At 37.2% G+C, this 22,027-nt stretch carries 18 protein-coding genes; all 18 read right to left on the minus strand.

The genetic code is table 11. From position 1 onward, the window contains the following. Positions 1 to 288: 288 nt before the first annotated feature. Positions 289 to 2,004, minus strand: coding sequence for a SulP family inorganic anion transporter (locus MKX78_RS14470; protein ID WP_341051458.1), 1,716 nt, complete (start codon positions 2,002 to 2,004; stop codon positions 289 to 291). A gap of 92 nt (positions 2,005 to 2,096) precedes the next feature. Next, positions 2,097 to 3,977 (minus strand): alkyl/aryl-sulfatase, encoded by a 1,881-nt coding sequence (locus tag MKX78_RS14475; protein WP_341051460.1) that lies wholly within the window; start codon positions 3,975 to 3,977, stop codon positions 2,097 to 2,099. A 48-nt stretch (positions 3,978 to 4,025) separates the two neighbouring features. Continuing rightward, positions 4,026 to 5,615 (minus strand): class I adenylate-forming enzyme family protein, encoded by a 1,590-nt coding sequence (locus MKX78_RS14480; protein ID WP_341051462.1) that lies wholly within the window; start codon positions 5,613 to 5,615, stop codon positions 4,026 to 4,028. Positions 5,616 to 5,642: 27 nt separating this feature from the next. Further along, positions 5,643 to 6,812 carry an acyl-CoA dehydrogenase family protein gene (locus MKX78_RS14485; protein WP_322909521.1) on the minus strand — a complete coding sequence of 390 codons (1,170 nt, stop codon included), beginning with the start codon at positions 6,810 to 6,812 and terminating at the stop codon, positions 5,643 to 5,645. A gap of 78 nt (positions 6,813 to 6,890) precedes the next feature. Continuing rightward, positions 6,891 to 8,396 (minus strand): tripartite tricarboxylate transporter permease, encoded by a 1,506-nt coding sequence (locus MKX78_RS14490; RefSeq protein WP_095372890.1) that lies wholly within the window; start codon positions 8,394 to 8,396, stop codon positions 6,891 to 6,893. A 28-nt stretch (positions 8,397 to 8,424) separates the two neighbouring features. Beyond that, positions 8,425 to 8,877 carry a tripartite tricarboxylate transporter TctB family protein gene (locus MKX78_RS14495; RefSeq protein WP_307313261.1) on the minus strand — a complete coding sequence of 151 codons (453 nt, stop codon included), beginning with the start codon at positions 8,875 to 8,877 and terminating at the stop codon, positions 8,425 to 8,427. Between the two features lie 45 nt (positions 8,878 to 8,922). Further along, positions 8,923 to 9,942 (minus strand): tripartite tricarboxylate transporter substrate binding protein, encoded by a 1,020-nt coding sequence (locus MKX78_RS14500; protein ID WP_307313259.1) that lies wholly within the window; start codon positions 9,940 to 9,942, stop codon positions 8,923 to 8,925. A gap of 38 nt (positions 9,943 to 9,980) precedes the next feature. Then, entirely contained in the window at positions 9,981 to 10,787 is an 807-nt protein-coding gene (locus MKX78_RS14505) for a GntR family transcriptional regulator (protein ID WP_180316956.1), read from the minus strand. 677 nt (positions 10,788 to 11,464) lie between these two features. Further along, positions 11,465 to 11,683: a YozE family protein gene (locus MKX78_RS14510; protein WP_095372886.1), complete on the minus strand. Its 219-nt coding sequence runs from the start codon at positions 11,681 to 11,683 to the stop codon at positions 11,465 to 11,467. A 68-nt stretch (positions 11,684 to 11,751) separates the two neighbouring features. Then, a complete protein-coding gene (locus MKX78_RS14515) occupies positions 11,752 to 12,042 on the minus strand; it encodes a YokU family protein (RefSeq protein WP_095372885.1) in 291 nt (96 codons plus the stop codon). Between the two features lie 10 nt (positions 12,043 to 12,052). Continuing rightward, positions 12,053 to 13,468: a lysine 2,3-aminomutase gene (gene ablA, locus MKX78_RS14520; RefSeq protein ID WP_095372884.1), complete on the minus strand. Its 1,416-nt coding sequence runs from the start codon at positions 13,466 to 13,468 to the stop codon at positions 12,053 to 12,055. A 218-nt stretch (positions 13,469 to 13,686) separates the two neighbouring features. Beyond that, complete coding sequence (locus MKX78_RS14525) at positions 13,687 to 15,102, minus strand: sigma-54 interaction domain-containing protein (RefSeq protein WP_307313254.1); 1,416 nt, start codon at positions 15,100 to 15,102, stop codon at positions 13,687 to 13,689. A gap of 75 nt (positions 15,103 to 15,177) precedes the next feature. Then, positions 15,178 to 16,038 carry a putative beta-lysine N-acetyltransferase gene (gene ablB, locus MKX78_RS14530; protein WP_341051466.1) on the minus strand — a complete coding sequence of 287 codons (861 nt, stop codon included), beginning with the start codon at positions 16,036 to 16,038 and terminating at the stop codon, positions 15,178 to 15,180. 70 nt (positions 16,039 to 16,108) lie between these two features. Beyond that, positions 16,109 to 17,530 carry an aldehyde dehydrogenase family protein gene (locus MKX78_RS14535; protein WP_307313249.1) on the minus strand — a complete coding sequence of 474 codons (1,422 nt, stop codon included), beginning with the start codon at positions 17,528 to 17,530 and terminating at the stop codon, positions 16,109 to 16,111. 90 nt (positions 17,531 to 17,620) lie between these two features. Next, positions 17,621 to 18,889, minus strand: a complete 1,269-nt coding sequence (locus MKX78_RS14540; protein WP_095372880.1) for a peptidase — start codon at positions 18,887 to 18,889, stop codon at positions 17,621 to 17,623. Between the two features lie 108 nt (positions 18,890 to 18,997). Beyond that, complete coding sequence (locus MKX78_RS14545) at positions 18,998 to 19,660, minus strand: 3-oxoacid CoA-transferase subunit B (protein ID WP_095372879.1); 663 nt, start codon at positions 19,658 to 19,660, stop codon at positions 18,998 to 19,000. Beyond that, the gene (locus tag MKX78_RS14550; RefSeq protein ID WP_095372878.1) at positions 19,645 to 20,337 is read right to left on the minus strand and encodes a CoA transferase subunit A; all 693 of its coding nucleotides are present in this window, start codon (positions 20,335 to 20,337) and stop codon (positions 19,645 to 19,647) included. Before MKX78_RS14550 ends, MKX78_RS14545 begins: the two co-directional genes overlap by 16 nt. Then, a complete protein-coding gene (locus MKX78_RS14555) occupies positions 20,334 to 21,704 on the minus strand; it encodes an aspartate aminotransferase family protein (RefSeq protein WP_340975322.1) in 1,371 nt (456 codons plus the stop codon). Before MKX78_RS14555 ends, MKX78_RS14550 begins: the two co-directional genes overlap by 4 nt. Between the last annotated feature and the right edge of the window lie 323 nt (positions 21,705 to 22,027).

The following is a 22,027-nucleotide window of genomic DNA, read 5'->3' on the forward strand; positions in this document are numbered from 1 at the left end:
TCGCTCGTATACAGGGCCGTCCAAATTTTTTTAGGGCCATCTTCATCATATGTTTATTTACGCAAAAAAACTGAATAAGATTTTACCTCACTCAGCTTTTTTATTCTTTATCTATTTTGAATTGCACTACTACCTATTTGTTATCTACTTCAAGTTTATAAGCTTATCATCATTTATATTTTTCTTATCTTTTGTTTTCTCATCGTCTAGGGAAACAAAAGAAGATTATACTGTTTTGATTAAAGCCTTCATAACTATTTACTCTCTTCACAAGTGATGAACAGTCTTTCACCTCATATATAGAAAAGAATCACCACTTTCCCGTTGAGCATAAAACTTTATTTGTTTATCTTCAAGTAATTGTAATATAGAGATATAGCTAAGCTCTTTTGCAAACTTCTTTGTCCATCCTGCTTTTGCTGCCGTATCTCTGATGGGTCCTTTCATACCGACAAAGTATATAGAAATCCCCTTTTCATGTTTTAATTGTTCTATCATTTCTTCTAAGGATTTAAAAGAGTGTGCATCTATATCATTTACTCCTGAAAAATCAACAATGACTAATTTAGCATTAGGTTTTATCAATATAAGCTCATTTAATTTATGCTCTAAATATGAAATATTTGAAAAATGTATAGAAGAGTCTATTCGTGCAATAATCAAATCATCTCGCGTTTTTGCATTTGGAAATCGTTTTATATCTCGAAATACTTTCTCCTTTTCTAAATATCCCATTTCTATGACCCTAGGTCTAGATATCTTAATTAATAAAAGGCTGAAATTAAAAACAACCCCAATAACTATTCCCCATTGAATGCCAATAACTAATGTCGCAGTAAAAGTAACTAACCAGCTCCAACCATCAATTGCCTTTATATTAAACCATTTCCTTATTTGCTTGAAATCTATTAGTTTATAGACCGCTACGATGATAACTGCAGCTAATACTGCATTAGGCAGATAATAAAAATAAGTAGTAAAAAATTGGAGGGCAATTATAACAAGTACGCTTGTAAATATGGATACCATTTGTGTAACTCCACCACTTTGATAGTTTACTGCACTCCTTGAAAAACTACCATTAATTGGTAATATTTGAAAAAAGGACCCTAAAAAATTGGCAAATCCTAAAGCGGTTAGCTCTCGATTAGGATTTATTTTATAACCTTCTTTTTCTGCAATTGTTTTTCCTATAGAAAGTGACTCCATAAACCCTAATAGCGCAATGGTAAGTGCAGGAAGGATTAATTGCCTAACTGCATCTAGCGTGATTGTTGGAAAAACCGGAATCGGCAAGCCACTTGGTACGCCTCTCACAATTTGAACACCTCGTTCATGTAAATCAAAGGCATAGACACTTATAATAGAAAAAACAATCAATAGTAACGCACTCGGAATTCTAGCATTTATTTTTTTTAGTACAAGTAAAAATACTATGCTGCATCCCCCAATCAAAAGTGTTAAAAAATGTATCTTCGGAATCCCATTGACTAAATCTATAAATATTAAGTGTATTTGTAGGTAAGTTCCTAATGTTATTCCCAATAAATGCTTTAATTGACTTAATCCAATAATAATGGCAGCGGCAGAGGTGTAGCCTCCCAAAACCGACGGAGAAATATAGTTAACAATCCTCCCCATTTTCAACACAGCTAAGAGAAGCTGAAAAACCCCAACCATCAAAGCTAAAAAGATTACAAGAGTGATATATTCATAGGTGCCCGGTTTTTCAAGTAAAGATACGCCTGAAAAAACCAGTAATGAGGTTATCGCAGTTGGTCCAACGGATAAATGCCTAGAAGAAGCAAATATTGCATATATGATTAATGGTAAGGTTGATGCATATAGACCCATTATTAATGGGAGGCCCGCTAACATCGCATAGGCCATTCCTTGGGGGACAAGCATGACAAAAAGAGTCATTGCTGAAATGAAATCTTTTTTTAGTGTTTGTAATTTGTATGATCTAATCGAAATGAAAGGATTATATTTTTTATCTAACATATCAACCTATCCTTTTTGCTTTCTATAAATGAGATTAGAGAGATACCTTGGTACTGCCTAAGATAAGAAATAGGGCATTTCTGCCCTATCCATTAAGGAGTTACAATATTTACAAACTGATCAAAATGATCGAGTAGGTTTAAAAATTCATCCAATTTTGTTTGGTCTCCAAATAATTCTAGTTTGTTTGAAGTAACGGCTTCCCTTGGGTCAAGGATTCCACTTACTATCGCATAAAATGTTGCCTTATTACTAATGAAGGAAAGATCTGGATTATCATCTAGTTTATTTCTCTTATTTAATACACAATTTTCGAGATAAATGGTGTATTTCTCCTCTACATCTGATAGAGAAACATTCATGATTATTTTTTTATCTGCTGCTTTCGGACCATTTAATCTTACAGAAAGTAATTTAAAGAATTCATCAAACGGCATTTTAAGCATCATGCCCGAATGACCTTTTGCTATTGCTCCCTTCTTCCTAGTCCCATTTCTTAGTTCTGACGCACCGATAAGATAAGAGTTACGCCAATTAGCTGATTCGGCCTGATATCCTAATTGTTCAAAAGTGTCTGCTAATAACTCTTTTGCTTCCTTATTATCCGGTTCTGCCATCACTACATGTTTTAATACTTGAGCAACCCAACGATATTGCCCGTTTTCAAAATCAGCTTTCGCTTGTTTGACCACATGAGCAGAGCCACCCATGTAACTGACATATTTTTGACCTGATTCAACTTGCGGAAGTGGCTCCAAATCAGAAGGATGGCCACTATAATATCCTAGATAGAAATTATAAATCCCTTTAGAATTATGCTTTAAAGTACCATAGTATCCTCGATTACCCCAATATTGGTCCAACGTCTCAGGAAGCTTGAGCTCTTCTGCTATTTCTTCCATTGTATACCCGTGATTGGCTAGGCGAATGGTTTGATCATGGATATATTTGTAAAGGTCACGTTGTAACACTAAATGTTCAAAAGCTTGCTCTTTTCCCCATACTGGCCAGGCATGCGCCATGACTAATGCATCAATCTCTTTACTTATAGAAAGTTCGATGGTTTTATCGATTGCCTTCACCCATTCTAGCGTATCGCGAGTTTTTGCCCCTCTAATCGTATAAATTTGATGCATTGTTTTATTAACATTTTCTGATACAAATAATACTTTGTAATCCTGAATATAAAAGTGCATTTCTGCAGGTGCTTCCGTATTTGGTGTTAACAGGAATTCGAAGTTGATACCATCTATAGTTAATTGCTCAATCTCCTCTTTTATTTCTCTATTGGGCATTTCAAAACCATTACCTGAGTGGAAAACAGTTCCGATGCCTGCGGATAAAAACCCTTGTTCTCCCACTGGTAACCCTATACCAAACTGATAGGATGCACGCCTAGACATTATTGGACCTAATAGGACATTTTCACTGAACATCTCTTGTGTAAAATGTTCAGGGACAATAATTGGAATTGTAGATGTTTCAGCATATTGAAGAATTGAATGTGTACCCCCAAAATGGTCAGCATGGCTTTGGCTGATGATAATTGCAGTAACTGGCCTTTTAGGTCGATGACTAAAATATAATTCAATGGCCGCATCTGCAGCAGAGTTACTAGATGAAGTATCAATGACAATGACTCCGCTTTTCCCTTCAACAAAAATCACTGTAGCTAACGAAAGTCCGCGAACTTGATACACACCTTCAACGACTTTATAAAGACCTGATTTTGCCTGTAATTGTACATTTCTCCACAAGCTTGGATTTACAGTATCAGGAGATGGCTGATTTTGGATATTTAAATTTTCTATCCTATTTTCACACGGAGCAATTAGACCCCTATCTGCATCTTCATAATCTTGCTTGTTTTCAAAATCTAGAGATTCAAAGAAATCCTTGTTGGCTTTTTTTGTTACAGGAGTAGCATTCTTTGGGAGCTTGGATAAATGACTTGTCTGAACAGTACCTGACATTTAATATACCTCCTAGATTAAGGGATGAGATATGATTTCTCATACTTTTTAATTTATTTGTCTTTCTTTATCTTTCCAGAAGTCCTTTTTCAATTCCTTTTTATCAATTTTTCCTATTTGAGTTAATGGTAAATTTTCATTAAAATAGATACTTTTAGGAACCATATAACTAGAGGTCCTTGCTTTACAGAACTCAATAATTTCTTCTTCGGAACACTTCTCCCCATCGCGTAAAACAACAAAAACTGTTACTAGTTCGCCCCAATCTGGGTCAGGTACGCCAATACATGCACTCATAACAACTGCAGGATGTTGATTAACAACTTTTTCAACTTCAACAGAATAGACGTTCATTCCACCTGAGATGATCATATCTTTCTTTCTATCAACGATATACAAAAAACCTTCTTCATCGAATTGTCCAATATCTCCTGTATGAAACCAGCCATCTTTGATTGCTTCTAATGTTAAATCGGGCCTTTTATAATAGCCTTCCATTAAGTACGGAGATTTTAAAATCACTTCTCCTTTTTCGTATGCTTTAACATCTTGACCTTCCTCGTCTATTATTCGAATCTCGGTCATTAAACAAGGTTTTCCACAACTCTGGAGAAACTTAGCCCCTGTCTCTAATGCTCGTAAGTGATCGAATTTGTGCATCCTTGTGATAAGAACGTTCGCTTCAGTTGCTCCATATTGCTGAACAAATACCGGTCCAAACAGCTCCATCGCTTCTTTTAATCTTTCGGAAGAAATTGGCGAAGAACCGTAGTGAATGCTTCGTAAAGAACTAACATCGAATTTCACCTTTTTCACTTTGTCGATGATTCTGTAAATGATAGTTGGCACCGTGAATGTGACTGTAATCTTTTTGTCTTGTACCGTCTTTAAAAATGTGTCCGGCTTAAAAGTATCAATATAAATATGCGCTCCACCAGCTAAAGCCCGTAGCATTAAACTTCCAGCTGAATGCTGAAGCGGGGTCGTCAATAACACTTTATCGCGATCATCCATTGGAAACTCTATGAAGCTCGCAATAAGTGCAGCTGCTTTCCCTCCTTGAGAGTGCATAACACCTTTTGGTCTGCCTGTTGTCCCCCCGGTATAGGAAATCATAGAAATATCCTCCGGTAACATGTCTGGGAATGACGACACATTTTCGACCTTTTGAATCTCTTGTCTGCTTACCGTAGTAAATTCTTCAGGGTATTGTAGATTAAAACCCGCCAATCCTATTACTTTTACGGATTGTTGCTGCTCTTTTTTATCATTGACATATTTCAATACTGTTTTCATATGCATTTCCGTTGCCATAATGACAAAGTCCGTATCAGAATCATTTAAAATAAAGTCAACCTCACGAACGCCTAACTTAACCCCCATTGGAATTGAAGTTGCACCGCAGCGAGCAACAGCTTGGCTAAATAGAACGAATTCTATACTATTTGGAATGAGATAAGCAACGTGCGACCCTTTTTTTACACCTAAATGAACTAAAAAACTGGCAATTTTGTCTATTTCTTTCCGTAATTCACGGTAGGTTAAGGTTTCATTTGTTGACATGAATGTTACTGCAGGATGCTCTTCAAATCGTTTTAATGCTTTATTCATATAACCTTGAATAGTCTCTATACTCATCAGAATCACCTATCCTTTATTTTATTTTTACTTTGTCTGTAACAATTCTTTCGCAATTGTATTTCTCTGAATTTCAGAAGTACCAGTTAAAATTCTAAACATTCTTACCGTACGATACATTTGTTCAATTGGATGGCCCTTCAAAAGCCCCTGGCCGCCGAAGATTTGCACGGCTTTGTCCAACACACGTCCAGCCACTTCAGATGTAAACAGTTTTACCATTGAGGCAGTTGCTCGATTATCTTCCCCACTCTCGATTCTGTCGATAGCATCGTACACCATACACCTTGCAGCATAAATCTCTGTCGCCATATCCGCTAGCATATGTTGAATAGCTTGAAACTCACCGATTGACTGTCCGAACTGCTTTCGTTCATTTGCTCTTTCAATCGATAAATCTAATGCTCTTTGAGCCACCCCAATATATGTAACCCCCCAAATGGCTCGATTTTGACTGATCCTTTTTATTCCAAGTAAAAATCCTTTCCCTGATGCTCCAAGAATATTTTCAGAAGGTACTCGACAATTATTAAAAATCAGTTCCCCTGTTCCACGTTCTCCTGAAATGGGAATTTGTGTCTCACCTAATTCATAACCCGGTTTTTCATTTGTTTTTTTATCAACTAAAAAGGCCGTTATGCCAACAAATTTTTCTTCAACGACTTCTTTGCAGATTACAATAGCAAAATCTGAATATGGTGCTGCACTAATAAAGTGCTTGATACCATTTAAAATGTATCCATCTCCATCTTTTACGGCAGTCGTTTGGATTGCTCTTGCATCTGAACCTGCTCCTGGCTCGGTTAGAGCGAAACAGCAACTCGTTTCCCCTCTAATTAATGGATTAACATACTTCTCAATCTGTTCTTTTGTGAATGATTCAAGCATCTGCCCGATTCTAAGGACACCGCCTTTTTCACCTAAAACAAATCCCCATAGAGCAGACCCTGACCGAGCTAGTTCTTCTTTTAGCAAACATAACTCTTTTAAACTTACATTTTGACCACCATATTCGTGTGGTAGAGTAATCCCATAAAAACCTAATTCAATGGCTCTATTTCTCACCCATTGAATAGCTTCGTTCGGAATGACCTCTTCCGTCTTAATATTCATTGCTTTTTCATATGGTAGTAGCTCATTATAAATAAAGTCACGCATTTTAGTAAGTAATTCTTGTGATTCACTCGTTATCACCATATATACTCCCTCCTGATTATGTGTAGACATCTATATACATCTTATATAAAACCAAACGATGACGATTCCTTATCCTATTTACATGTTTTTAGTGGAAGAATCTTTTTCTGTTTTATTTTTCCTTATATGTGGAAGTACTAGAACGATAGCTGTTGCTATTAGGAAAAATAGTGAGATCGGGCTTTTAAAGAATACGGTTAAATCACCTGTGGCAGTCAAGATTGCTTTCCTAAGATTATCCTCAAGCATTGGTCCTAATATAAATGCAAAAAAGAACGGTGCTAACGGGAAATTCGTTTTTCTAAAAAAATAACCTAGCAGTCCAAAAATGATCATAAGCCAGATATCAAAAAAACTATAATTAATCATATAAACACCAATAAAACAAAATGCAGCAATAAATGGAACTAGGAACAGTTCAATTTTTTGGATTAAAAAGGCAAAGGCAGGCACAAAAGCAACGTTTAATATTAACAGCAATACATTTGCAATGAAAAAGCCTGCAAATGATGCCCACACGATGGTTGAAGAATTTTCAAATAAAAGCGGCCCAGGCTGTAAGCCAACCATAAGGAGTCCCCCCATCAATATGGCTGCAGAAGCGGAACCAGGGATACCTAAAGCAAATGTAGGAATAAGTGCACCACCTACTGACGCATTATTGGAAGCTTCTGGACCACTCAATCCAGCAGGGGCACCTTTTCCAAATTCCTCAGGTTTCTTCGACAACTTTTTCTCGACAGTATAAGACAAAAACGTGGATAGAAGACCACCGGGTCCTGGCAAAACCCCTACGATAAATCCGATAATTGATCCTCTTATCATCGAACCCGTGTTACTAACAACCTCACTTACTTTTGGAAATAAAGAGGAGAATTTTATATCTGTCTTCATCCCTCTTGTAGTTACTTTCTCTTCAAGCCTAAACAGTACTTCTGAAATACCAAAAAGCCCAATACCGATGACAGCGATATTCATTCCATCCCATAATTCCACAAAGCCAAAAGTTAAACGTTCCTCACCTGTAACCATATCTGTTCCGATAGTTGATAGTAACAGACCTAACAATGTAGCGATAATTGGTTTTAATGGATTTTTCTGCGTTAACCCACAAGCTACAATCAACGTAAATAAGATGAGTGAGAAATATTCCGTGGGTCCAAACATGAGTGCATATCTAGCAAGGATGGTGGTTAAAAATACCATACCCGCAAACCCAAAAACGCCCCCAACAAATGAAGCAATCGCACTTAATGTTAAGGCATACCCGGCTTTTCCTTTTCTCGCCAATGGGTAACCATCGAATGTTGTCACAATGGCGCCACCATCTCCAGGTACGTTGATTAAGATTGAACTAATCCGTCCCCCATACATCGATCCTAAATAAATACTCATTAATAAAATTAAAGAACTTAACTGGTCCATCTTAAACGTTAAAGGTAACAGAAGGGCCATGCCGGTAATAGGACCCAAGCCAGGTAATGCACCGATGATTGTGCCTAAAGTTACACCAATTACACACCAGAGCATTGCTTCTGGACTTGAAAGCATCGTTGTAAATCCAGTTAGTAATTCCGATAACAAAATCTCACCCCCAGAAATGAATTATTTTTCATCCAAAAATACCCAATGGTAGCGGACTATCTAACCACAATTCAAAAATCAAATACATCAAAATCAAAACAACAATGGTAAAGGTAAACGCTTTAAACCAAGGTATTTTCTGCACAAATGCTAAAATGGTGAACATAAACACCCCTATACTTGCTAGCATGCCAATGAAGTGTGATAATCCAATCGTCACTGCAAGAAAGAGGATAATGAAAACTTGTTGAAATCGGATTTTTTTATCGACTTCTTCTTCTGACTCTTTTTTCTTTAATCTCATTATCTGCATAAGGTGGAAGCAAAGAAGCAGGAATAATAATATGGAAATGATTCGTGGAAAAAAGCCTGCTCCAACCGCACCCAGATTAGTCGAATATACTTGTAAACCAAACGACATGATGAGAAAAACAATACTAATAAACAGTAAAAACAATCCAAAATAGCGCTCAACGAACATACGAAACCTCCTTTCGAGAAATGAAATTTAATAATTACAAGAAAATTATTTTTCTAAATCTTCCAAATATTTTTTAAACTCTATTCCTTCTTCTTCAATTAATTTTGTATATTCTTCCGTATTTAGATAATAAGGAGACAAACCACGGTTCTTTAAAAATGTTTTCCAGGTATCTGTTTCTGTCATTTCCTCTAGGTTTTCTGCCCAATAATTAACAACCTTAGCTGAAACGTCCCCACCTGTCCAAATTCCTGTATATCGATGGAAAGCAACTTCCACTCCCGATTCCTTTAAAGTCGGGACATCTGGTAAATCTTTAGAACGTTCTTCTGAAAGGACAGCTAACACTCGCACTTCACCTGTTTTGATATAGTCATTAATTAATGGAAGTACACCTAAGGTTGTATCAATTTGGCCACCGAGTACAGCCGTCAAGCCTTCAGAAGCCCCTTCCATTGGAACGAAGTTTAATTTATCAATACCTGCACCTTGTTTGATTAGATCCCATTTAAAGGCTTCACCCCCATCAATTGGACCGAGTGTACCAATAGTTACATCTTTCTCCGATTTTAATGAACTTAACAACTCCTCTATCGTTTCATATGGGGAGTCTTTATGGACATAGATAAATAGTTCACTAGTAGCCAGGGAAGCAATAGGTTGGAAATCAGAAAACTTTAAACTAAGTCTTGGGTCCCAACCTGGACCATATTCAGGAATCACTATTAACTTGTAAGGATCACTATTTTGCCTCGCTAATTCTTCACTTGCAATACGACCTCCAGCACCTGTTTTATTAGTGACGACAAAAGATTGTTTTATTATCTCTGCATCATTTAAAATTTGTGCCGTTGTACGCATAATTAGGTCTTGACCACCACCAGGAGCAAAACCAACAAGTGCATCAATAGATTTATTAGGATAATTCTCTGGTAAGCCTTCATTTTCTTCTTTTGCTTTTTCAGACGAAGATGCAACATCTGATGAATTACACGCGGATAAAACTAGCATTACTAATGTAACTAGCAAAACAACAACGAATGAACGCGCTTTCATTTTTTTCATATTAAAATATTCCCCCCTAATTTTAAATTTATTTTTTATCAGTAAATTGATAACATCTCTAAAGTCGGCTTATCATTATTATCTTTACTGTTACTTCTAATAGTGAATTGATAACAGTCTGTATTTAGATACATGAGCCCTGCTACAAGAGGAGAAGCATCTTTATAGTAAAATACTCGGCTTAATGTCATTAGAGGCTGGTTATTAGGGACGTTTAGCCTATTTGCTATTTCCTTCGAAACAGGACGTACCCCTATTGAACATCTTATTTCCTCAAGACCCAGCAGAGAATTATCTTGGCTTGTTTTTAACAATGTACTTAATGGTTGGTGCTCCACTTCATCGATCATCTTTTCTGTAAAAACTAATTCAGGGGATAAATAGGTAATGTTAAAAGCGATCGGCATATCTTTCAAATAAAATATTCGGTATATTGTACGTATTTTAGTATCCATCGAGCATTCTAGTGCTTCGGCAATATTTTTTGGTATCTCTTCTTCGCCGTATTTGACTAACTTTATTTTCACGTTTAGACCTTGACCTGTTAAAGTTTCATAAAATCCTCTAAAGTTTTGCACGTCTAATACATCGTTCATAATGTCCGTTTGAATGATTGGAAATTTAACATACATACCTTTTCCTTGTTGAATGATAATTAGGTCTTCTTCCAATAAAAGTTTTATTGATTTTCGAACCGTTAATCTGCTTACCCCATATTCTTCTGTTAATTCATGTTCACTAGGTAATCTCTGTCCTGGCTCAAAGATGTTATTCTCAATCTTCCTTTGAAGGTCTTGAGCAATTTGTTTATATAAAGGTATATAACTTTCACGATTAATAGTCATCATAACTCTCCTCACATATATACATGTATATAGATGTTATATATAAACTTAAAAAAATTTTTTTCAGGAAAACTATTGGGATAAGCTCTTTAATAAGTCTCATTTCACCCTTAGTTTAAATTCCCAACTTCTTTTGGTTTAGAAACTTCAAACTCCCCCATACATTTATACATGTATGTAGACGTTATATAACAAGTTAAAAAAATACTGATATATTCGCCCTTATGATTAAGGTATGGCAAACGGGCGTATAAACACCAAGCTATTCCTACAGCTTTTTCTAAATATATCTCTTTTCTATTACCCCTCCTAACGAAGATTTGGGCGTATGCCTAGCTTATTAACTAACATTTTATTAAAACTATTTGTAATTGTCAATTTATTCTTAATATTATATTTCCATTATTATAGGCAATTCATTAAATAAACATGTCATTCACTTCATATGAAGATTATGGTCCTTGATCCTATCAAAGATATTATGTTACTAGCTAGGGAGTATAAAACACGGCGGTCATACCCAAGTCAATTATAAATAAAAAGCACCTTTAGGTAGATCTTTTACGTATCTACTCTATAAGGTACTTTTAAATTTACTTCCTACTCTCTTATATAAAACGTAAGTCTACACCATATTAATAGAATCATAGGCGAAGAAATTGAGTAACACTAAGCATTTATCCCTTATGATTATATAGTTCCCACGCTTCATCAAAGACAGTCATCGTTGCTAAATAAGATCCGTTTAACTCAAGGTAAGAACTGATTTCTTGATAGTTCTTAGACATTTTAGGAAAACTATGATCAAGGTAAGCATCGTTTGCAAAAATACTTATTTCATCCTTTGGTTCAGGATGGCGGTAGGTCATTAAAAAATGATAAAAAGATTTTGCCATCGTACCAACTTCCTTTAATCCGTTTTTCTACATCATGAAGGAAAGTTAATAACAAATCAAGCATTAGGTTAATCTAAATGAGAGAAATCAAAATAATTTCTCTTAAGCAATCGTGGTCTAGCCATCAATTCAGCAAAAGAAATCTCCTTATCTATTGTTTTCGTATCAATTAAAAAAAGTTGATCTTCAATTTCTTTAACTTGTTCATCAGGTTGATATTCCATATCACAGTCTTGGCACAAAATAGATGGTGTTTGGGTAATTTCTATTGCTCTCGTGCCATCTGGGAGCTCCCAAAACACACTGGCTTTTGTCTCTTCAATATGCTTACTATCACACCATGTACAATGGCTATGCATTGTTATCACCTCACTCATTAGAAGCTGCCGTTTCCGACTCTGACCTTTTCTTTTGTTCTGCTTGGTATTTCTTTTCTTTTAACTCGTCACGTTTTTCCCTACGATTCTTCAAATTACTATGAGATGGATCATGGTCATAATTATCACGACGATTTAATCTTGATAATCCTTCTGGGACAAGATTAAATGCTTCATCATTCAATAGGCCCGCAATACCTACTTTTGATTTCATATCTTCCATATCTCCATATACACCTTGGAAATAATCATCAGCTTTACCTGCGACATAGTTTTCAGGCTCTGGATAAGTCGTAATTACTCCCTCAAAGTTTCTTAAGACTACTTTATCAGCACTTTGTGAGATCAAGTAATTCGGCTGAAGAGAAATTTTCCCTCCTCCTCCTGGCGCATCGACCACAAAGGTTGGCACAGCATATCCTGAAGTATGACCTCGCAAGCCTTCAATAATCTCTAACCCTTTTGAAACAGGTGCACGGAAATGGCCAATCCCTTCAGATAAGTCACACTGATAAATATAATACGGCCTTACCCTAATCTTAACTAAGTCATGCATCAGTTTCTTCATAATTGCTACACTATCATTGATTCCTGCCAAAATAACTGATTGATTACCTACTGGCACACCAGCATTTGCTAACATTTCACAAGCCTTTTTCGATTCTTCAGTAATTTCAATCGATGTATTAAAATGGGTATTTAACCAGACTGGATGATACTTTTTCAAAATATTACATAGATTCTCCGTGATTCTTTGCGGGAATACGACAGGTGCTCTTGTACCAATTCTAATAATTTCCACGTGATCAATTTCTCGCAAGCTTTTTAAAATATACTCAAGTATTTTATCGTTGATTAATAGACCATCTCCTCCAGATATGAGGACATCACGAACTTCAGGTGTGTTTCTAATATACTCAATTGCATCATCTAATTGTTTCTTCGGCACACCCATGCCAATTTGACCGGAAAACCTTCTCCTTGTACAATAACGGCAATACATAGAACATTGATTAGTTACTAAGAAGAGGACACGATCTGGATAACGATGAGTCAATCCAGCAACAGGCGAATCCTCGTCCTCATGAAGTGGATCTTCCAAATCATATTTGGTTTTATGAATTTCTTCTGAAATGGGTACAGATTGCATGCGAATCGGACAGCGTGGATCATCTTGACTCATAAGTGAGGCATAATAAGGTGTAATATTCAATGGAATGGTTTTCGTTGATATTTTAACCCCTTCTTCTTCTTCAGGCGTTAAATCAATAACCTTTTTTAAATCATCTAACGTTCTTATCGTATTGGTTAGTTGCCATAACCAATCGTTCCATTTTTCCTCAGGTACGTCTTTCCAAAGTTCGATATCCTTCCAATGCCTTTTTGGCTTATACAAAAACTGTTTCACATGATTTCCCCCTTCAAAGTAGTCGTCAATTTTATTATGCAAAAGCCATGCCAACTATTTCATTCTAAGAATAAGATATGCGAACACCTACACAGTGGATACAAATGGAGGGAACAGCTAATAGAAGGGCTCTTAACAAATGGTGGTCATAAAAAAAATGCCGATTATTCGGCACTTTAAGAAGAACATTTATTATGTCAAAGCTTAGTCATCCCCTATCATTCTTTAGCACCTGATATCACTTCAAGCCTTTGTAGTTTATATTGAAGCGTTTGCCTTGGAATTTGTAACAATTTAGCTGCTTTTAATATATTTCCCTCTGTCTGGTTGATGGCTTCCTCTATTAATTGGTTCTCCAATTTGGCTAAAGCGGGACGCAGGGCAAAGTCAGTTTGTTTAGTAGAGTCCTTCTTTTCTTTTACATATTGTTTAAGCATTAGAGGGAGATCTTGAATAGTCAGGGTTGATCCATTACACACATTCATCATATATTCAATCGTATGCTTAAGTTCCCTGACATTTCCTGGCCATTTGTACTTGAAAAAAAACTGCTGTACTTGTGGGTGTAGACCTGTAATATTTTTTAAAAATTGCTCGTTATATTGCTTAATGAAATGTTCAGTTAAGAAAACAATGTCTTTTTTCCTTTCTCTTAAAGGTAATAATTCAAACGTGAGTACATTTAAACGATAGAATAAGTCTGCTCGTATTTTCCCTTCTGCCAGGGCAATTTGAGGGTGAATATTCATTGCCGCAATGACGCGAAAGTTCACATATGTGTTTGTTGTGCTTCCTAGTCTCCTCACTTGACCATCTTCTAACACACGTAATAGCTTCGCTTGTAGCTCTATAGGCATCGCATGAATCTCATCTAAAAATAATGTGCCCCCATCAGCCAACTCGAATAATCCTGGCCGATCCATGGCACCAGTATAGCTTCCTTTCGTTGTCCCGAATAAGACACTTTCTAATAAAGATTCTGGAATAGCAGCACAGTTTTGTGCAATAAAGGGAGCATTTGCCGAGAGTGATGCATCATGTATTCCTTGAACAAATAATTCCTTTCCGCTTCCACTTTCCCCAATTACAAGCATCGGTGACTGTGAACGGGCTAGTTTTTTTGCTTCGTTTTTTACCGCTATCATTTTCTCATCTTTTGTTAATAAGCTATCAAGGGTATATTTGGTTGCATGTGAATGACTTGTTGCTGTTTTTCTTTTGCTTTTTACTTTTGATCTTAAATCAATCAAACTATCATTCAGTTCTTTAATTCGCGAATAATCTTTCGCAATTTCAACCGCACCAGCAACTTTCCCATCAAGCTCGATCGGTAAAGTAGTATTGACGGTCTCAATCTGTTTTCCATATAAGTTCACATAACTTTGCTGTTCATTGATCATTGGTTGCTGAGTTTGCATGACATTAAACAATGTGCTCGTATTTTTGTTTAACGAGGGAAAAACGTCTAAAAGTGGTCTTCCTAACACTTCTTCTATTTTTAAACCATCATGTTTGGCCGCTATCTCATTGTAGTAGATCGTATAGCCATGTTGATCAACAACATGAATCCCTTCGTCTATGCTATTTAAAATTGCTGATAAGACCTCTTTAGAAATACCGTACTCGCTTGTCAATCTCATTCCCCCTCTATTCCATAAATACAGATGAGGTGCCGAAAATTTGTCATACACTGCCAACTTTTGGGCAAATTATTTTAAAATCGTTGTTGATAAATCTTTTACCCAAACATTCATATCCTCGAGTTTATTAAAAATATAACAATTCTTTCCTAACCTTCCACGATAGACGTAGTCTAATTGGTGTAGGGCTGCGTTCATACCAAAAGATAAAGAACGAGCAATCGAATAAGCACAAAAGATTCCATCATTTGCAAGTTCCTTCTCTAATCTCTGTAATAACACTTTCATTAGTCCATGCTTACGATGTTCCACTAAAGTAGCACAATCCGTTAGCTCTGCGTTTTTATACTCATTATTTACTTCTGCTGAAGCAGCGCTTACAATTTCATCTGCATAAACATAACCAAAATAAATCGTACCATCATTCATTGTTTTCTTAATATACTCGGGGTCATGAAGAGGCGTTGGATATACTTCAAATATAGCCCGATAAAGTGTAGCCAACCCTTTGGCATCATTTTCTGTCATTCTTCTTAATTGATAGTCTGCGGGTGGGATATTTATTTGAAACCCCTTTGACAATTTAGAAACATTTTCAACAATCTCATCTTCTTTTATCCAGTCATCACTTCTTCTTCTTTCTGTTTGATAATACTTACAGAAAAAGAATAAATCAGACCCAAGAAAATAGCGATTTATGGTAGCTTCACATAGAAAACCATTCTGTATCAGCGTTTCAAAATCCTCCTTTCTTGCTTTAATTATTACCTTTTCAATCTCATGTTCATCGGAAACTTCAGTTATTTTTTTTATGATTGCGCACATATCACCACGATAATCATCAATCCTTATTCGTTTATTATAGAAATCCTTTACAACGTCCATTACATAATGATTTGTACACAGTTTTTCCTGTATGATTTCAACCATTTTTCGCCCTCCATTATAGAAAAAGCCCGGCTATCGCCGAGCCTTCATATTCTGTCACTCATTTGGTTCGTTACGCTAAGCGAAAGCTTACTAGTTTCATTTCAGTCATTTCTTCCACCGCATATTTTATTCCTTCTCTACCTGTTCCACTTTCCTTCACGCCTCCATATGGCATATGATCTACTCTAAATGTTGGGAAATCATTAATCATCACACCACCAACATGCAGCTTTTTCGCAGCCTGAAACGCTCTTTGCAAGTCATTTGTAAACACACCTGCTTGTAACCCATATTTAGATTGATTCACCCAATCAAGTGCAGTATCAAATGAAGCAAACTCATTAATATGAACGACCGGGGCAAAGGCTTCCTCACAAGAAACTTTATCATCCAACCTTGTATTTAATAATATAGTTGGTTGCAGTACACCCTCTTCTTCTCTTCCTCCATATGCTAACTCAGCACCATTCCTTATCGCTTCATCAATCCATGCTGAAGCCCTCACTGTATCGTCTTCAGATATCAAAGCTGATACATCTGTTCGGTCATCGAGGGGGTTTCCTAAATTAAGCTTTTTGGTTTCAGCAACAAAGGCTTTCACAAAAGAAGCAAAGACATTTTGATGAACGAAGACTCTTTGTACGGAAATACACACTTGACCTTGAAAATTATAAGCTCCAGCAACAATCCGAGGTACGATTCTTTCAATATTTGTATGTTCATCAACAACAACAGCTGAATTGGATCCTAATTCAAGCGTCACCCTTTTTAAACCAGCATTTTCTTTAATTGATTTTCCAACTGCAGGCGAGCCCGTAAAAGTAATCATCGCAATTCGTTCATCACTGGTGAAAACATCGCCAATTATACTCCCGCTCCCTGTAACAACATTGAGCGCACCTGCTGGAAGACCTGCTTCTTGAAACATTTCGGCGATCTTATAGGCTGATAGCGGAGTTTGACTTGCTGGTTTAAGCACAACAGCATTTCCAGCTGCAATTGCAGGACCAACTTTATGAGCAACAAGATTCATAGGGAAATTGAAAGGGGTAATCGCAGCAATAACTCCAAGTGGTTCGCGAACAGTGTAAGCCACCCTTCCCTCTCCTCCTGGAGCCGCATCCATAGGGATTGTTTCACCTTGGATATTCCTTGCTTCTTGAGCGGCAAATCGATAGGTCATAATGGTCCGCTCTACTTCTGCTAATGCCGCTTTTATCGGTTTTGCTGCTTCTTTTGCAATGATCTCAGCACAATTTTGTCTTTGCGCCTTTAATTGTTCAACAACAGATTCTAAAATCTCTGCTCTTTGATAAGCAGGCATTTCTCTCATTTTTTTCGCCGCTTCATTTGCTGCTTCTATCGCCTCTTCTACTTCATTTGATGAAGCTTGAGCGATTTCTGCTATTACCTCTTGGTTATAAGGACTTTTTAGTGCTTTTAACGTTTGCGTATTTTTATGTTTTCCGTTAATCCATAATAATTGCTGCATCTAAATTGCCTCCTACTAATCTTTTAATATTGTTTGTTTATCTATTATTTACCCTACTGCAACCAACAACTAACCTAAGCAACTATCTATTTACTCTTCAACCATGCCACACCATGAAACAATGGAGAGGGCAATTACCTCAGCAGCCTCAAATACATCATCTAAAAAAATATATTCATTAGCATCATGAGCAGAAGCTGTGACACCTGGACCAATGACAACAACCGGTGTATGACCAACGTTTGATAAGATGCCTCCGTCCGTTCCCCACGGAGAGGCTTCAATGATTGCTTCTTTATTTGTCACCCTTTCAAAAGCTTTACCGACAGTAGTGATTAATGGATGATCACTTTCTAGATTCCCCGGTTGCCACCTGCCTCCAAACCATTCAATACTTGGTATATTTTCTGATAGCCATCCATCTTTCACACACACCTCATCAATGGCCGCTTCTAATTCTTTTTCTACGTCTTCCATTCTCTCATGAGGAGCTACACCGATCCTGCCCTCAATTATAGCTATATCCGGTACAGAAGATGGCCAATCTCCACTCTTAATTTTGCCAATATTCACTGGCACAGGGATGGGTATATTTTCATATAAAGGATCGTCAATTCTCGCATTTCGCACTCTCTCTAGCTGCTGAAGTCCTTCTATGACTAACATCGATTTTTCAATGGCATTGATTCCTTCATATCTGGTGCCACCATGTGCTGATTTACCTTTCACAGATACACGAAACCACATTGACCCTTGTTGCTTTGGAAATACTTTCATATTAGTAGGCTCTGGTATGATTGCGCCGTCCGCTTGGTAACCTCTTAAAACAGCTGCTAATGTTCCTGCTCCTCCACTTTCTTCTTCTATCACACTTTGAAAGATAACATCACCTTTCAGTTTAATATTTGAAGCAATAATCGCTTCTAAAGCGAGTAGTAATGCGGCTGTTCCACCTTTCATATCTGTTGTACCTCTACCGTACATTTTACCTTCTTGGATATGCCCACTAAACGGATCATCTGTCCAGTCATTTATATCCCCTTCTGGTACAACATCAATATGACCATTTAAAATGATTGATTTGCCGTCTCCTTTGCCCTTTAGAACAGCCACTACATTTGGATTACCACTATAATCCTTTCTATCAGAACAATAAGCAGGATGTTTAAGCAGCTCTTCATCTCCAATTTCCCATATATCGAGGGCAAGCCCTAATTTACGGCATTTTTCAATAATAATTGCTTGTGCACTACTCTCGTTTCCACGCGTACTTTTTTCTTGAACAAGCCTTTGTAAAAAACGTGTACCCCTCGCTCGATTTTCATTTAACCAGTCTTTGAGTTTTAAATCTTCATTCATCGAAGCCCCACTCCTTTAAAGATATCGTCGATGGTGAAAAAGGTTAAATCATGTGGAAAAAGTGCTTTCTTTTCAGTTATTCGCTAATGCTAAGTATTTTCCTTTGCCCTATGAAAAAATAATCTTGTCATGGAGTGACACAGTTGCATCAGTAAGTTGTAATACTTCATCAATAGTATGAGGTTTAAAGACCTCATGAAGAACTAATCCACGATTTTTCTCAACCGAAAAAACTGCCATATCTGTAATAACCATATTGACACAAGCAGTTGAGGTTAAAGGAAGACTACATTTTTGCACAATTTTCGATTGACCGTGTTTATCCGTTTGATTCATGACGACGATCACTTTTTTCGCTTTTTGGGCTAGCTCCATTGCACCCCCCATCCCCGGTACCTTTTTACCCGGGACAATCCAATTAGCTAAATCACCGGTTTCACTCACTTGTAATGATCCTAAAATGGTTAAATCCACCTTACCCCTACGAATCATGCCAAAAGCGAGCGCGCTATCAAAATAAGAACCACCTGTAACTAAAGAAACAGGAAATCCACCGGCATTGCATAAGTTTTCATCTTCTTCGCCATGGATGGGGCTCGGTCCCATCCCAATAATGCCATTCTCGGCATGAAACATGACGGCAAAATCTCTAGGGAGATGATTAGGTACTAATGAGGGTATACCTATGCCGAGATTCACAACCATTCCAGATTTGATTTCTGCAGCTGCTCTTTTGGCCATACGATTACGCTTTTCTATTGCCAAGCCCATTTCCAGTCAACCCCCTCAGATTGGATGATATAATCAACAAATACACCAGGCGTAATTATTTCTTCTGCCTGTAAACTTCCAACTGGAACAATTTCTTCTACTTCAGCAATGGTAATGTCTCCTGCCATCGCACAAAGGGGATTCGTATTTCTTGCACTTTTATCAAAAATGAGATTACCAAATGTATCTGCTTTCTTAGCATAAACGATACTAATATCCGCTGTTAACGCCGTTTCAACCATATAGCGCTTTTCAGCGATTTCACAAAAAACCTTGCCCTTTTGTACGATATCATTATCGATTGCAATATCTGATAAAATCCCTGGTAACCCCATACCGCCAGCTCTGATACGCTCTGCCAGTATCCCTTGTGGAGAAAATTCAACCGCCATCCTCCCATCTGTCATTAATTGGCCTGCAATCGGATTAGAGCCGATATGAGAAGTAATTATATGGGACACACGGCCGAGGCTAACGATTTTTCCAATACCAATATGAGGAAACCCAGTATCGTTACCAATAAGCTTTAACTGTGAGACCCCTTTTTGCTTAATCGCTTCAATCAGTGTCGGCGGTGATCCTACCCCACCAAAACCACCATACATTAATGTCATACCGTCAAAAAATAAGTGATCCACTTCTTCAATAGATGAAACTTTATTGAGTGCCTGTTTCACTCTTCATCACCTTCTAACTTTAACTCGACTTCTTTTAAATAAAAGTTCGTAAATTGTTGTAAGGTTTCTTGCAAGCGTTGAATTAAGTCATCCATTTCTTTAAAAGTAATATTCAAAGGGGGGGCAATCATAACTGCATCTCCATTCACACCGTCTGAACCTGCTCCAGCAGGATAAACAAGTAACCCATGATGTTGAGCAATACTAATCATACTTTCGGTTACTTTCATCGCCCTAGGGAATGGCTTCTTTTCTACAAAGTTCTGGACAAACTCTATCCCAAGCATTAAACCTCTTCCCCTTATATCCCCGATAAATGAAAAACTTTTTTGTAGCTGTAATAACTTTGCTTTTAAATATTCACCTTTTTTCTTTACTTCAGGTATAATTTTATTCTTTTCTAAATATTCTATGACAGCGAGTGAAACGGCACAGGCTTGAGGGTTAGCACTCAAAGTATGCCCTCCCATAATTGTCTTAGAACCTGAGACAATCGGTTCCATCACATGATCACCGACTAAAGTAGCAGCAATCGGCGTGTATCCCGCCCCCATCCCTTTACCTAATGTAACGATATCTGGTTCAACACCCCACTGCTCACAAGCGAGCATTGTACCTGTGCGTCCAAATCCCGTCATTACTTCATCCGCAATAAATAAGATTTGATGGCGCTCACAAATCTCTTTAATAATCTTGTAATAATCTTGCGGTGGAGTGATAGCTGCCCCCGATGCCCCAATGATCGGCTCCGCTATAAAAGCAGCAATATGCTCACTCCCTATCCTTCTAATCATATTATCTAACTCATTTGCACAGAGGTAACCACACTCAGGAGCTTCTTTATTGTACGGACACCTGTAACAATAAGGAGGTTGAATTACTGGAAAATCTTCTAATAGGGGAATAAACCGCGCTCTTCTCCCAGTATGCCCTGACATAGAAAGTGCACCTAAAGTGATTCCGTGATAACTCATCCATCTAGATAAAACCTTTGTCTTGGTCATCACACCTTTTTCTTGCCAATATTGAATACTAATTTTCATGGCAGTTTCTGTTGCTTCCGACCCGCTATTGACAAAGAAACACCAATTCAACTCTGGGAAGGATAAACTTGCTATTTTCTTGGCTAACTTTTCTGCTGGCTCACTTGTGAACTGTGAGCGATATACAAAAGATACTCGCTTAGCCTGTTCTGTCATTGCATCAATAATTTCCTGAACTCCATGACCGATATTTGCCGTAATCGCTCCAGATGAAGCATCGAGATATTCCTTCCCCTCACTATCGTACAAATATACACCCTTGCCATAATCAATCATTGGATACTCTGCATCTATTACAGGTTTGATTAAATATGTGCGGTCCATCCCCATCCCCCTTACTAATCGAGCATTTAAACGTACATAAAGAAAACCCGCTAAAACCTACCAATAACATGTGAGGTAAACGAGCAATGAAGTATTATTATTTTTTTGGAGCGGGCGAATCAGATTGATTTATGTTTTTATTTCAATTGTATGTTTGAGAAATGTAAAACTTTCTTAAAGATTTAAAAGAATATTTTAGTTGCCATTGTTATGAATTGAATGAGGGATTTGACGGAGGCTCTAAGTGTGAAGTCAGCTTGATTTGTGTATTAATGACTTAACGAATAAAAAAACAGTATACCCAATTTCATGAGTACACTGTT

The organism is Cytobacillus sp. FSL R5-0569 (assembly GCF_038007265.1).
Lineage (GTDB): Bacteria > Bacillota > Bacilli > Bacillales > Cytobacillaceae > Cytobacillus > Cytobacillus kochii.

What these genes read in the sequence shown, in the direction of transcription:
- MKX78_RS14470 (WP_341051458.1), bottom strand. Translation starts at nt 2,004, where the DNA reads ATGTTAGATAAAAAATATAATCCTTTCATTTCGATTAGATCATACAAA.
- MKX78_RS14475 (WP_341051460.1), bottom strand. Translation starts at nt 3,977, where the DNA reads ATGTCAGGTACTGTTCAGACAAGTCATTTATCCAAGCTCCCAAAGAAT.
- MKX78_RS14480 (WP_341051462.1), bottom strand. Translation starts at nt 5,615, where the DNA reads ATGAGTATAGAGACTATTCAAGGTTATATGAATAAAGCATTAAAACGA.
- MKX78_RS14485 (WP_322909521.1), bottom strand. Translation starts at nt 6,812, where the DNA reads ATGGTGATAACGAGTGAATCACAAGAATTACTTACTAAAATGCGTGAC.
- MKX78_RS14495 (WP_307313261.1), bottom strand. Translation starts at nt 8,877, where the DNA reads ATGTTCGTTGAGCGCTATTTTGGATTGTTTTTACTGTTTATTAGTATT.
- MKX78_RS14500 (WP_307313259.1), bottom strand. Translation starts at nt 9,942, where the DNA reads ATGAAAAAAATGAAAGCGCGTTCATTCGTTGTTGTTTTGCTAGTTACA.
- MKX78_RS14505 (WP_180316956.1), bottom strand. Translation starts at nt 10,787, where the DNA reads ATGACTATTAATCGTGAAAGTTATATACCTTTATATAAACAAATTGCT.
- MKX78_RS14510 (WP_095372886.1), bottom strand. Translation starts at nt 11,683, where the DNA reads ATGGCAAAATCTTTTTATCATTTTTTAATGACCTACCGCCATCCTGAA.
- MKX78_RS14515 (WP_095372885.1), bottom strand. Translation starts at nt 12,042, where the DNA reads ATGCATAGCCATTGTACATGGTGTGATAGTAAGCATATTGAAGAGACA.
- ablB (WP_341051466.1), bottom strand. Translation starts at nt 16,038, where the DNA reads ATGGTTGAAATCATACAGGAAAAACTGTGTACAAATCATTATGTAATG.
- MKX78_RS14535 (WP_307313249.1), bottom strand. Translation starts at nt 17,530, where the DNA reads ATGCAGCAATTATTATGGATTAACGGAAAACATAAAAATACGCAAACG.
- MKX78_RS14540 (WP_095372880.1), bottom strand. Translation starts at nt 18,889, where the DNA reads ATGAATGAAGATTTAAAACTCAAAGACTGGTTAAATGAAAATCGAGCG.
- MKX78_RS14545 (WP_095372879.1), bottom strand. Translation starts at nt 19,660, where the DNA reads ATGGGCTTGGCAATAGAAAAGCGTAATCGTATGGCCAAAAGAGCAGCT.
- MKX78_RS14555 (WP_340975322.1), bottom strand. Translation starts at nt 21,704, where the DNA reads ATGGACCGCACATATTTAATCAAACCTGTAATAGATGCAGAGTATCCA.